The sequence below is a fragment of the Streptomyces sp. NRRL B-1347 genome (assembly GCF_000720325.1).
Classification (GTDB): Bacteria; Actinomycetota; Actinomycetes; order Streptomycetales; family Streptomycetaceae; genus Streptomyces.
In genome coordinates, this window is sequence record NZ_JOJM01000018.1 from 18995 (window position 1) to 31813 (window position 12819).

Annotated in this window: 10 protein-coding genes; 6 read left to right on the forward strand and 4 right to left on the reverse strand. The window is 73.3% G+C overall.

Annotation, left to right across the window (positions count from 1 at the left end):
* Positions 1-34: 34 nt before the first annotated feature.
* Positions 35-1657, reverse strand: coding sequence for an SDR family oxidoreductase (locus IG74_RS0117445; protein ID WP_078868838.1), 1623 nt, complete (start codon positions 1655-1657; stop codon positions 35-37).
* A gap of 207 nt (positions 1658-1864) precedes the next feature.
* Here IG74_RS0117445 and IG74_RS0117450 point away from each other — a divergent pair, with 207 nt between their 5' ends.
* Together IG74_RS0117450 and IG74_RS0117455 are read left to right on the forward strand one after the other, a co-directional pair.
* Positions 1865-2449 carry a sigma-70 family RNA polymerase sigma factor gene (locus IG74_RS0117450; protein WP_030677293.1) on the forward strand — a complete coding sequence of 195 codons (585 nt, stop codon included), beginning with the start codon at positions 1865-1867 and terminating at the stop codon, positions 2447-2449.
* The gene (locus IG74_RS0117455) at positions 2446-3198 is read left to right on the forward strand and encodes an anti-sigma factor (protein ID WP_030677295.1); all 753 of its coding nucleotides are present in this window, start codon (positions 2446-2448) and stop codon (positions 3196-3198) included. The genes IG74_RS0117450 and IG74_RS0117455 overlap by 4 nt, the downstream gene beginning before the upstream one ends.
* A gap of 15 nt (positions 3199-3213) precedes the next feature.
* Here IG74_RS0117455 and IG74_RS0117460 read toward each other — a convergent pair whose 3' ends face one another.
* On the reverse strand, positions 3214-4905 hold the full coding sequence (locus IG74_RS0117460; RefSeq protein WP_030677298.1) for a molybdopterin-dependent oxidoreductase: 1692 nt from the start codon (positions 4903-4905) through the stop codon (positions 3214-3216).
* A gap of 255 nt (positions 4906-5160) precedes the next feature.
* On the opposite strand from IG74_RS0117460, the gene IG74_RS0117465 reads away from it, so the two are divergent.
* On the forward strand, positions 5161-5832 hold the full coding sequence (locus IG74_RS0117465; RefSeq protein WP_030677302.1) for a fasciclin domain-containing protein: 672 nt from the start codon (positions 5161-5163) through the stop codon (positions 5830-5832).
* A gap of 50 nt (positions 5833-5882) precedes the next feature.
* Here IG74_RS0117465 and IG74_RS0117470 read toward each other — a convergent pair whose 3' ends face one another.
* The gene (locus IG74_RS0117470) at positions 5883-6977 is read right to left on the reverse strand and encodes a MerR family transcriptional regulator (RefSeq protein WP_051854971.1); all 1095 of its coding nucleotides are present in this window, start codon (positions 6975-6977) and stop codon (positions 5883-5885) included.
* A gap of 167 nt (positions 6978-7144) precedes the next feature.
* Here IG74_RS0117470 and IG74_RS0117475 point away from each other — a divergent pair, with 167 nt between their 5' ends.
* The gene (locus tag IG74_RS0117475; RefSeq protein WP_063761255.1) at positions 7145-7891 is read left to right on the forward strand and encodes an RNA polymerase sigma factor; all 747 of its coding nucleotides are present in this window, start codon (positions 7145-7147) and stop codon (positions 7889-7891) included.
* A gap of 122 nt (positions 7892-8013) precedes the next feature.
* On the opposite strand, the gene IG74_RS0117480 is transcribed toward IG74_RS0117475, so the two are convergent.
* Positions 8014-8628, reverse strand: a complete 615-nt coding sequence (locus IG74_RS0117480; RefSeq protein WP_051854972.1) for a hypothetical protein — start codon at positions 8626-8628, stop codon at positions 8014-8016.
* Positions 8629-10099: 1471 nt separating this feature from the next.
* Between IG74_RS0117480 and IG74_RS0117485 the strand changes: the two genes are divergently transcribed.
* Together IG74_RS0117485 and IG74_RS0117490 are read left to right on the forward strand one after the other, a co-directional pair.
* Entirely contained in the window at positions 10100-11320 is a 1221-nt protein-coding gene (locus IG74_RS0117485) for a cytochrome P450 (RefSeq protein WP_051854973.1), read from the forward strand.
* Between the two features lie 85 nt (positions 11321-11405).
* Positions 11406-12755 (forward strand): serine hydrolase domain-containing protein, encoded by a 1350-nt coding sequence (locus tag IG74_RS0117490; protein WP_030677330.1) that lies wholly within the window; start codon positions 11406-11408, stop codon positions 12753-12755.
* The last annotated feature ends 64 nt before the right edge of the window (positions 12756-12819 follow it).

Here is a 12819-nt window from a genome sequence, read left to right on the forward strand (position 1 = left end):
CTTCTTTCGGTGGGCGCGGAGCCGCTGAGGACACTCAGGGCTTCGGCCGGAAGCGGCTCCGCGGATGCGGTGCCGTGGCGCCCGGCTCGGGCGGCGCCGCGTCCGGGCGGTGGGCGTCGCTCCCGATCGGCGGGGGCGTCGCGCGCTCGGCCGCACGGACGATGTTGCGGGCCATCCCGCCGAACACGACCGCGTGGAAGGGCGAGACGCTCCACCAGTACAGCTGGCCCAGCAGACCGTGCGGATGGAACAGGGCCCGCTGCCGGTAGCGCACGCCCCCGGCACCGGCCCCACCACTGTCCACGCGCATCTCCAGCCAGGCGAGCCCCGGCAGGCGCATCTCGGCGCGCAGCCGGAGCAGCCGGCCGCGCTCGATCTCCTCGACCCGCCAGAAGTCGAGCGAGTCGCCCACCCTGAGCCGCCGCGCGTCACGGCGGCCCCGGCGCAGCCCGACGCCGCCGACCAGCCGGTCAAGCCAGCCGCGCACCGCCCACGCCAGCGGGAAGGAGTACCAGCCGTTCTCGCCGCCGATGCCCTCGACGACGTCCCACAAAGCCTCCGGCGCGACCTCGGTCTCCCGTTCGCGTACGTCGGTGTAGAGGCTGCCGCCCGCCCAGTCGGGGTCGGTGGGGAGGGGGTCGCTGGGCGCGCCGGGCAGGGCGGCCGACGACCAGCGGGTGGTGACCTCGGCCTCGCGGACGCGTTGCAGCGCGAGGGCGACGGCGCGGTCGAAGCCGAAGGGGTGGCCATCGGGGGTGGGCACGTACCGCGCGATGTCGTTCTCGGCGCACACCACCTCGTGCCGCAGGGACTCCGTCAGGGGGCGGGCGATCCGGGCCGGCACCGGCGTCACCAGGCCCACCCAGTGGCTGGACAGGCCGGGGGTCAGGAGGGGGACGGGCAGGATGAGGCGCCGGGGGAGACCGGCGACGGCGGTGTACCGCCGCATCATGTCGAGGTACGTCAGCACCTCGGGGCCGCCGATGTCGAAGGCGCGGCTGACGTCGGCGGGCAGGTCGGCGCAGCCGACCAGCAGACGCAGCACGTCGCGCACGGCGATCGGCTGGATCCGGGTGCGCACCCAGCGCGGGGTGACCATCACCGGCAGCCGCTCGGAGAGGTAGCGCAGCATCTCGAAACTGGCCGAGCCGGAGCCGATGATCACGGCGGCGCGCAGCACGGCCGTCGGTACGCCCGAGTCGAGCAGGACGCGCCCGACCTCCGCGCGGGAGCGCAGATGCGGCGACAGCTCCCGCTCGGGCACCGCCGCGGGCGTCAGCCCGCCCAGGTAGACGATCCGGCCGACCCCCGCACGGCGGGCCTGCTCCCCGAAGACGCGGGCGCCGCGCCGGTCGGTCTCCTCGAAACCGCGCCCGGTGCCCAGGGAGTGCACCAGGTAGTAGGCCACGTCCACACCGCTCATGGCCTTCGCGACCGATGCGGGGTCCGTGACGTCTCCCCGCACCACCTCCACCCGATCGGCCCACGGATGGTCACGCAGCTTCTGCGGGGTACGGGCCAGACAGCGCACGCGGTGGCCCGCGTCGAGCAGTTCCGGGACGAGGCGCCCCCCGATGTATCCGCTCGCGCCGGTCACCAGGCAGGTCCGGCCACCGCCCGCCCGGGGCCCGGTCGCCGTGGTGTCGTCGTCGCTCATCGTGGCTCCCGCCGCTCGCCTGCTCGCTCGTCCATCGTCACCGTGGCGCGTCCGTCAGCACTTCGCGCGTCCGTCATCACTTCTACGGTGCGAACGAGCCCGATGGATGCGCCCGGCGCGGGCGCCTGCACGGGTGACGGGCCAATCCACGAGGCCGTCGGCTCCGGAATACGGAAGAACATCCACCGCTGTCCGGGAGGCCATCACGTGAAAGAAGTCGTGCACATCGGGTCCCGGGCGGCACCGGGCCCCGACCTCCAAGAGCTGATGGGCCGGGTGGCCCGCGGAGACCAGCAGGCGTTCGCGGCCCTGTACGACGCGGTGACCGCCCCCGTCCTCGGGGTGGTGCGCAGCGTGCTGCGCGACCACGCCCAGTCCGAGGAGGTCACCCAGGAAGTCCTGGTGGAGGTGTGGCGCACCGCGCCGCGCTACCGGCAGGACCGCGGCACCGCCATGAACTGGGTCCTGACCCTCGCGCACCGGCGCGCGATCGACCGCGTCCGCTCCGAGGAGGCCGCCACCGCCCGGGAGCGCAAGGCGGCCCTGCTCACGCACACACCGGAGTACGACGAGGTCAGCGAGCAGGTCGAGACCCGCCTTGAGCGCGAGCAGGTCCGCCGGTGCCTGCGCGCGCTCACCGAGGTCCAGCGGCAGTCCGTGACGCTGGCCTACTACCGCGGCCTGACCTACCGTCAGGTCGCCGAACTCCTCTCGCTGCCCTTGGGCACCGTCAAGACCCGCCTGCGCGACGGACTCATCCGGCTGCGCGACTGCTTGGGAGTGAGCGCATGACCATCGGCGTGGACCCCCACACGCTCACCGGTGCCTACGCCGCCGACGCCCTGGACGACGACGAGCGGCGCCTCTTCGAGGAGCACCTGGCTCGGTGCCCGTCCTGCGCCCAGGAGGTGCGGGAACTGACGGCCGCCGCGGCGCGCCTCGGCCTCGCGGCGGCCGTCGCGCCCCGCCCCGAGATGAAGCACGAGGTGCTCCGGCGCATCACCACCGTCCGCCAGGAGGCGCCCCGGCAGCGGCCGGGACCGCCCGGCGGCGCGTGGTACCGAACGCGCCGCGCGCCCCGCTGGGCACTGGCCGCCTGCCTCGCCGCGGCCGCCGCCCTGGGCGGCGCCGCCGTCTGGCAGCACCGCCAGGCCGACGCGGCGCGCGAGACGGCACGCCGGGCCGAGGAGCGGTCGGACGACCTGGCGGCCCTGCTGGCCGCGCCCGACGCGCGGGCCCGTACCGCGAAGCTCCCCGGCGGGGCGAGGGCCACGGTCGTCGTCTCCGGCAGCCGGGACCGGGCCGCGCTCCTGACGTCCGGCCTGGCCGAACCGCCCCGCGGCAAGGTCTACCAACTGTGGTTCGACGACAAGGGCGCCATGCGCTCCGCCGGACTCATGGACCCCGGCCGCGCGGCCACGGCGACCCTGATGAAGGGCCCGGTCGGGGACGCCACCGGCATGGGCATCACCGTGGAGCCCGCGGGCGGTTCGCCGGAGCCGACCTCACCGCCCGTCGCGCTCGTGGACCTCCCCGCCTGACCGCGCCGACGGGCGTCAGCCGACGGTGACGAGCACGGAGTGCCAGCCGCTCGCGCCGTCGGGGATGGTGCGGGTGCGCTCCTCGGTCTGGGTCGTGCCGGTGCGGTCGGTGGCGCGGACGGTCAGCGTGTGGCTGCCGGGGGTGGCCGTCCAGGGGAGGGACCACTGGCGCCAGGTGTCCCGGGTGTCCTCCGCGGCGAGGTCGGCCCGCCGCCAGGGGCCGTCGTCCACGCGGACCTCGACCTTGTCGATGCCGCGGTGCTGGGCCCACGCCACCCCGGCGATCACGACCGTGCCCGGCTCGGGGCGGGCGAAGGGCCTGGGGGTGTCGATGCGGGACTGGGTCTTGACGGGGGCCTTCCGCGCCCAGTCCCGCTTGACCCAGTACGTGTCGTAGGCGTCGAAGGTGGTGAGTTCGATGTCCTCGATCCACTTGCAGGCGGACACGTACCCGTAGAGGCCGGGGACGACCATGCGCACCGGAAAGCCGTGCGCGAAGGGCAGCGGTTCGCCGTTCATGCCGAGCGCGAGCATCGCGTCGCGGCCGTCCAGGACGTCTTCCACCGGAGTGCCGAGGGTCATCCCGTCCACCGAGCGGGCGACCAGCTGATCGGCGAGGCCGCCCCGGGAGGGCGGCTCGACGCCGCAGCGGGCGAGGAGCCCTTCCAGCCGCACGCCGATCCAGCGCGCGTTGCCCGCGTAGGGGCCGCCGACCTCGTTCGACACGCAGGTGAGCGTGATGTCGCGCTCGACGAGGGGCATGCGCAGCAAGTCGTCGTAGGAAAGGCGCAGTTCACGGGTGACGCCCTTGCCGTGGATGCGCAGGCTCCAGGACGAGACCACGACCTTGGGCACGACGAGGGCGGTGTCGACCCGGTAGAAGTCCGCGTTGGGCGTGGTGAACGGGCTGATGCCCGGCACGCGCAGCGCCGCTCCCCGGGGCACCGGGGCGGCGGGCGAGGACGGCGGCGGCAGGGTGACCCGGTCGCGGGCGTTCGCCGCCCGCTCGCCGCTCGCCCCGTGCAGCGCCCGGCCGAGCAGACCGGCGCCCGTCGCCGCGGCGGCAGCGGCCGTGGCGGCGATGACGAACCCGCGACGATCCCACCCGGCATCCCCGACGCCCTTCCCCTGGACGTCGGTCCGTACGTCGATGTCCTCCGGGGACGCCTGCTCGTCCGCTGCCAAGGGCGCTCGCGGTCCCGCGTGTCCGTCAGCGGGGCACTCGCCAGCGGGCTTCGCGGGCCGGAGCCGTCCGGCCAGCCCGTACAGCAGCGCGGCGCCGGCCGCGGCACCGACGACGGAGGGCAGCGCGTCCGCCGCGCCCGCGGAGTCCGGACGACCGGTCGCGGCGAGCGCCCCGACGGCTCCGAAGAGGAGTACGCCCGCGGAGCCGACCCGCCGGTGCCGCGCGGCCAGGACCCCCAGGGCGAGGGCGAACAGGCCCAGGACGCCGAGGATGCCCAGTTGCAGGACGAGCTTGTCGTGCGTGCCGAAGGTGCGGATCGCCCACAGCTTGAGGGAAGCCGGGGTCCGGTCGACGGCCGCGCCGCCGACCGCGACCACCGGCCCGGCCTCGGGCCGCACTCCGGCGGACACCAGCTCGGCCACGGCCAGGGCCACGTAGCCCGCGAGGAGCCCGCTCAACGCGCCCAAGGCACCGAGCCGCAGGACCGCCCGGAGCCGCGAGGTTCTCAGTTCATCGCTCATGCCGGGCATCCGTAGCCGCTCCCGCGGGCGGATTGGTGCCGCACCACGGGTGGGGCACCCGGGAGGGCGCCACCGAGCCCTGCGGGCAGCACCTCGATGACCTGCGCGGACCGAGAACGGACTGATCTCTTCGGGTGAACGGCCAAGCCGAATCGCCCGCAGCTCCGAATCACCGGCGTACGGAGCGGGAGAGCGGTTCCGCTTCCCCCCGGACCTCTCCCACTCTTCCCCCGACCCTCCATCGAGGAGCAGATCATGAGCAGCACCCTCCGCATCCGCCGCGTCGCCCTCGCCCTGGCCACCGCGGCCGTTCTGCCGTTGACCCTCGCCGCCTGCTCGGACGACGGCGACGGCCAGGACGGCGCTTCCGGCAAGAAGTCCACCGCCGCGCGGGACGACGCGAGCAAGGGCGCGAGCAAAGACGCCGCGGACGACGCGATGAAGGGTGCCGACGAACCGTTCGGTCCCGCGTGTTCCTCGGTTCCCGAGGACGGCGCGGGCAGCTTCGACGGCATGGCCAAGGACCCGGTCGCCACGGCCGCCTCCCACAACCCGGCCCTGTCCACCCTGGTCACCGCGGTCAAGAAGGCCGGGCTCGTCGACACGCTCAACAACGCGGAGAACATCACCGTGTTCGCGCCCACCAACGACGCCTTCGCCAAGATCCCCAAGAAGGACCTGGACAAGGTCCTCAGCGACAAGGCGCAGCTGACCGGTCTCCTGACCTACCACGTCGTGGGGCAGAGGCTGACCCCCGCGGACCTGGAGGACGGGTCCTTCGCCACCCTGGAGAAGAGCAAGCTGAGCACCTCGGGGTCAGGGGAGTCGTACAAGGTCAACGACTCCGCCGACGTCGTGTGCGGCAACGTGAAGACCGCCAACGCGCACGTGTACCTCATCGACACCGTTCTGATGCCGAAGAAGTGACGGGGCCGGTCCCCACGAGGACCGCCGCGAGGGCGTGGCCGTGACGGCCGTCAGCCGCCCGCCGCCCGCGTTGCGGTGGGCGGCGGGCCCAGGAGGTCGCCGTACAGCCCGCAGAGCGTGGACGCCGCGTCCTCCAGGCCGTGGCAGCGCACGAGCCCCGGCACCGCTCGGCCCGCCCAGCCGGGGCCCGCGGTGAGGACCGCCGGGCTCCGCCGGGCCCCCTTCACGCCCCACTCCATGGCGGTGAGGTGCTGGGCGAGCGGGACGCTGGCCGTGGAACGCGCCTGGGACCACAGCACCACGGCCACCGGGCCGACGCGGCGCACCGACGCGAGCAGCGCCTCCACGGGAACGGCGGCGCCCAGCATGCGCGTGGGCACGCCCCGTTCCCCCAGCGCGGCGTGGAGCGCCTCCAGCGGCAGGGTGTGCTGCTCGTCCGGCACACAGGCCAGCAGCACGGGGGCGGCGTCGACGGCGGGGCGGGCCGGGACGAGCAGCGGGGCGCTGCGCAGCGTGGTCGAGATGTGCCACGACAGCAGGTGCTCGACCTCTACGTAACGGTCCCCGGACGACGCCCACTTCCGGCCCACGGCCCGCAGGGTCGGCACCATCACCTCGTCCCAGGTGACCGTCAGACCGTGGGCCCTGACCAGGGCGTTGAGCCGATTCTGCACCTCGGGCGCGTCGAGGCGCACCGCCGCGCGGGCCAGGCCTCTGGACTCCTGCCGCACGTTCCCGAGCGGAAGGCCGCCTCCGGCACGGCTACCCTCCGCGCGGTCGCCTCCGGCACGGTTACCCCCGGCACGGTCGCCCCCGGCACGGTCGACGCGTACGGGGACCGGTGCGGCCGACACTCCCGTCACCGTGCCTTCGGCCGGGCCGCGGCCGCGTTGCTTGGCGAGGCGGGCGGCCTCCGCCGGTGGCACACCCGTGGCGGTGAGCCTGCACATGGCCTCGACCATGGCGACGTCGTTCCGGCTCCATCTGCGGTGCCGGCCGTCCGCGCGCACGGCAGGGCCCAGGCCGTAGCGCCGGTCCCAGGACCGCAGCGTGGTCGGCGAGACGCCCAGGCGCCGCGCGAGCGCGCCGGTCGTCACGGCGACGCCGTCGGGCCCGTCCGGTTCCTCCTGCTGGTTGTCGACCACGCCGTCACCATACGACGCAGAAACGACGCATGTTGCTCGGCCGAATGCGGCCTGCGGACGATGGGAGCCCGGTCGCACCCCTCCCGAGGTGGACCCCGCGCCCCGGTCGGCCGAGCGGCCCGACCGCGCGCCGCGCAGCCGCAGTCCCCTGCTCAAGGAGCCGCAGCATGCCCTCCCCCCACACCGCCCGGCGAACCCCCGACGTCCGTGGTCCGCGCGGGACCGAACCGTCACCGCCGCGCCCACGGCGTTCGGGCCCGGAGCAGGCCGAGGGGCCGCTGAGCGACGAGGACATCGCCCGGGGCTTCGTGTCCGGCAGTCAGGACAGCCTCGCCGCCGCCTTCCGCCGCTGGGGGCCCCTGGTCCACGCGCGGGGGCGGCGCGCACTCGGTGACGCGCGCGAGGCCGAGGACGTCACGCAGCAGGTGTTCCTCGCCGCCTGGCGGGCGCGCGCCGGCTACACGGTCGGCAGGGGCACGTTCCCCGGCTGGCTCGTCGGCATCACCCGCCACAAGATCGCCGACGCTCTCGCGGCCCGCGCGCGCCGGGCGGACCTCGTCGCCCGCGCGGCCACGGTGCCGTCCGCACGCGAGGACCGGCGTGACGACCATCCGGAGGCCGTGCTCGACCGCGTGATGATCGGCTACGAGGTGAGCCGTCTGTCACCCGCGCAACGGCGCGTCCTCAGGCTCGCCTTCTACGACGACCTCACCCAGCCGCAGATCGCCGTGGTCACGGGCTGGCCGCTCGGGACGGTGAAGAGCCACGCGCGCCGGGGCCTCGAGCAACTGCGCCGCCAACTGCGGGAGAGCGGTGCCGTGGAGGTGACGGGGGACATCGCGGGTCGCCCACGGGCGGCAGCGACCGCACCACCGACGCGCGAACGACGCAACCCCTCACCCAGCAGTACGTAGTTGCCCCAGCAGTACGTAGTCGGCCGCCGCCCCGAACCCGACGCGCTGGTGGTGTTCCACGACGCGAGGAAGCGCGACGCCGCGCGGGAAGGGGGCCGGACTCGGAGCCCGGCCCCCACTGCTCAGTGCAGCTTGTTCACGGCCGTGCGCGTGGTGCCCTTGAAGGCGTCCACGGGCGGGTCGCCCCAGTTGCTCTCCCACGTCACGACGGTGACGGTACGGGCGTCACGGCCCACCGAGATCAGCTGGTTCTGATAGCCCCAGCCGCCCTCGAAGCCGACGCCGTACGCATGGGCGCCCTCCTCCACGTCGAGAGTGCCGTGGTCCCAGAACGTCACGGGCCGGTTCGGATTCTCCTGCTCCATGCGCTGCTTGCAGCCCCGGACCTCGGACTCGAACCGCGCGGCCGTCTCCACGGCCTCCGCCTCCGTCGGCAACGTCACCGCGAGCTGCGCCGCCCCCGCGGTCTCCGGCGTGGAGTACGTCGCGTACCAGACGTCGGTCTCCGGGAGCGCCGACGTCACGCACAGCGGCCAGAACGGCCCGTCCGTGGGGAAGCTCGAGAAGTACCAGTCCGAGAAGGGGTCCGGGGGCAGATCCGAGGGATCGATGAAGCCCGGCATGTCGGCCGCGGCTCCCCGGTCCGCCGCCGACGCGGGCGTCGTGCCCAGCACCGCCGCCACGAGGACGGCACCCCCGATCGCGGCCCGTCTGGCCGTGCGTCGTCCCTTGTTCATTGAAGACCCCCCTGTCCGCGGACGCGGCACCCGCCCCTCGGGCACCGCTCGTGCCCTGAGCATGTGCAGCCACACCCGTCCCTCCGCGTCAGGACCCCGAATCGGCTGGAAACATGTGCAAGGTGAGCCGATTCCGCCCGCACGGACCGGCTGCTCACCCCCCTGCCCGTGGCGTCGCTCGCCGTACCGGGGGCACGCTGCGTTCACACCGGGCCCGGCGCCCGAGGGCGCCGGGCTCCGGCGGGCCGAGCCCGCTGAAAAGCCCAGGTGGTGCGAGAACGACCTGCTCGATGACTCCGACGTACCCGGTTCGCCGAGCGTGTTCCTAATCGGCTACGCCGATGCCGTCGCGAAGCGAGAAAAGATCTTCTTTCGTCGCATGCATACCCCAAGCATTGGCCAAGGCATTGGTCGTTAACCCGACATTCGCCGTTAACCGGAGAGAATTCCGCGGACCTGGAGAAGGAAAGTGGTTTCTGCTGGAAGCGTGCGCCCGCGCACAATGCGTGACCGTGCGCCCCTGTGCGCCCCCTATGGAATTCGGCCACGAAGATGTCTAGACCGGAGGGGGCCTCCTGCGGTCGGACATCCCCGATCGGTCCATGTCGTGGGACGGAGCCGAAGTGGGCGGCGAGGGTACGAATTCGGTCACCCTCTTCCATGGCGGCAGTCGTTCATGGCCGGAGATCAGTGACCGTGCCTGGTGGGAGCGGTTGCTGGCCGGATGCGGGCGGGCGGAAGGGGGCGATTTCTATGGTTGGGTGTTTGGCCAAGGGGCGGCGGGGCACACGCGTGGCGGCGGTCCGCATCGGATTGTTGAGGAGCGAACAAGACCGTTCGAAAGCTACTCGGCGGTTACGCAAAACAGACGGCGGAAGCACCCTCCGTTCAACTTCTGGGGGTTGCTATCGAGTGACCCACCGTGAAGACTGTGGCGAGGGTGCTCTGAATATGCGTGGTGCAAAGCGCAGGACCGCATCCATGGGATGTGCGTACGTTGTCGTCCGCAGCTGGGAGTCCCGCCTTCGCGGGTCCGCGCCACCTATTCGCACGAGCATGGGGAAATCTCGCGCACAGCCGCGAGGATCGTTTCACTGGGGGATGAGTGATGTCGGCTTGGTTCGCACAACAGGTGCCGCCCTTCGCCCAAGGGCGGACGGAAAGCCGAAGTGCGATGGGGCGGACGTGTTGAGCCAGGCCAAGCGGCCCCGGTGACGGCGGATGGCAGGCGTGCGGGTCGGTGAGGACACCGCCCGTCGCTAGGGCCTGCCCGCCCACCGTGACGGACGCTCCATCGGCCTGCCCACACGCCGCGTCCACCCCGCGGGGCCCCGCGGCCCACGCGTGGACACGCGACCCGTGCGGGACACAGGACGGTCCCGCCCCGCGTGCCGGAGACGACTCAGCCAGAGCGACCGCCCCACCCCCTGCTTTCGTCGTGCCCGCGCATCCCCCCACCCAAGGGAGAGAAGTGACCAGCAATTCGACCAACAGCACATCGGCACAGGACCACTTACTGTTCGACACGCTGACCGAACAGTGGCGGTCCCTGCGTGAGACCGGCCCCGTGCGCCACGACGAGGCGCAGGGGGTGTGGCACGTCGTAAACCACGAAGGGGTTGCCGCCGTGCTCGCCGACCCGGCGACGTACTCCTCGGACATGACCCCGATCGCCCCCTCCCAGGAGGACTTCGAAGCCTTCAGGCAGGGCAACTTCGTCGGCATGGACCCGCCCGAGCACCGCAAGTTCCGCACCCTGGTGAGCCAGGCGTTCACCCCGCGCGTGGTGCACGGGCTCGAACCGCGCATCGAGGCCATCTGCGCCCGCCTCCTCGACGCCGCGGCCGACCGCGACCGGATCGACATGGTCGACGCGCTCGCCTACCCGCTGCCCATCATCGTGATCGCCGAACTCCTCGGCATCCCCACCGAGGACCACCCGCTGTTCCAGGAGTGGGCCGCCACCCTCTTCGGCGGCGACCAGCTCGGCGAGTCGCCCGACATGGCCGACCTGGAGCGCGCCCTCGAAGCCATCGCGCCGACCGTCCGCGAGATGAACGGCTACGTCCTGGACCACATCCGCCGCCGCCGCGCCGTGCCCGGCGACGACCTCATCAGCAAGCTCATCGCCGCCGAGGTGGACGGCGTCCGCCTGGAGGACCAGGAGATGGTCGGGTTCGTGGCCCTGCTCCTGGTGGCCGGACACATCACCACCACCGCCCTCCTGGGCAACGCCCTGGTGGCCTTCGACCGCAACCCCGGCACGCTCACCGCCCTGCGCGCCGACCCCGGACGGCTGCCCGACGCCATCGAGGAAGTGCTGCGCTGGCTGCCGCCCTTCCCCGAACTGGGCCGCCGCGTCACCCGGCCCGTGGTCCTCGGCGGCCACGAACTGCCCACCAACACCCTGGTGATGGCCCACCTGGGCGCCGCCAACCGCGACCCCGACCGCTTCACCAAGCCGGACGTCCTCGACGTGACCCGCAGCCCCAATCCCCATCTGACCTTCGGCCACGGCATCCACTTCTGCTTCGGCGCGCCCCTCGCCCGCCTGGAGGCCCGCATCGCCCTGCGGATGCTGCTCGACCGCTTCCGCGACCTCTCCGTCTCCACCTACGACGACGTCACGTACCAGAACCCGGCCGTCCTGGTCGGCGTCCGCCACCTGCCGGTCGACGTCGTCAGACCGTAAGCCCCGCGCCCCCACGTCCGGCCCGGAGCCCGCCGGTCGGCGCGCCACCCGCCCTGAGCCACTGTTTAACGGGAGCCACTTCGTCATGCCGTACACCACCGCCGCCACGATCGTCGAGCGGTCGCCGTCCCGCTTACGCGAAGTCCTGCAGGACCGCCTCGACGTGCTCGCGCGCACCCACCGGGTCCCCGGTGCCCACCTGACCGTGGACACCGGCACCGACGTGGTCAGCGTGCACACCGGCACCGCCGACGCCACCACCGGCACTCCGTTCACCGCGGACACGGCCGTGCCCCTGGGATCCGTCACCAAGGTCTACACCGCCGCCGTCGTGATGCTCCTCGCCGACGACGGCGACCTGGAACTCGACGACCCCGCGAGCTCCTTGCTGCCCGAGCTGCGCGTGTTACCTGAGGTATCGATTCGGCACCTGCTCAGCCACACCGCGGGACTGCCCACCGGACCCGACTCGGACGCCGCCGCGGGCACGACCGTCTCGCGCTATCTGGCGGGCGTCTGCGCCCCCCAGGACGCGCTGTTCGCCCCCGGCACCGGATTCTCGTACTCCAACGCCGGATACGTCGCCGCCGGACGGCTGATCGAATCCGTCACCGGCATGACCTGGAAGGAGGCCGTCCGCGCCCTGCTCCTGGAGCCGCTCGGCACCACGGCCGCCCACCTGGGCGAGGACTCCGGGGCCCGCACCACCGCCGTCGGCCACGCCCTGAACACCGCGACCGGACAACTGCGCCCGGCCCGGCAGAACCTCGCCCCCGTCGAAGCACCCGCGGGCGCCCTGCTGGCCAGCGCCCAGGACCTGGCGGCCCTCGGGAGATCCCTGATAGGCAGGTCCGCCGTGCTGCCGCCCGCCGTGGCGGCGCTCATGCGGACCCCCGTACCCGGCGCCGACCCCGGAGTCCTCGCGGACGCCTGGGGCCTGGGCGTCGCACTGTTCGAGGAGGACGGCCGCCGGTGGTGCGGCCACGACGGGAACGCCCAGGGCACCTCCTGCCACCTGCGGGCCGAGCCCGACAGCGGCGTGGTCGTCGCCTTCACCGGCAACGCCGGTGGCGCCACCGCCCTGTGGCACGACCTCGCCGACGACCTCACCCGGCTCACCGGCGTGCGCGTGCCGACCGCTCCGGCACCCGCGCAACGGGGCGAACCCATAGCCCTGCCCGAGTGCGTCGGCACCTACCGCAACGGCGCACTCGAATACCGCATCACCCTCGACGTCGACGGCTCCCCAGCGCTGTCCGTGGACGGCGACCTTCCGCTGCCCCTCGTCTGCTACGCCGACCTGACGTGCGACCTGGTCGATCCGGCCACCGGCCGCCGCGAGCCCGGCGGACGCTTCCACCGCGACGCCGCCACCGGCACCGTCGACCGCGTGCAGATCTCGGGCCGCACCGCCCGCCGCACCAGCACCTCCTGAGCACACCCAGCTCCGGCGTGAGCACGCCCCGGCCCTGCCCTGCCGGGAAGTTCCCGTGCCCGCG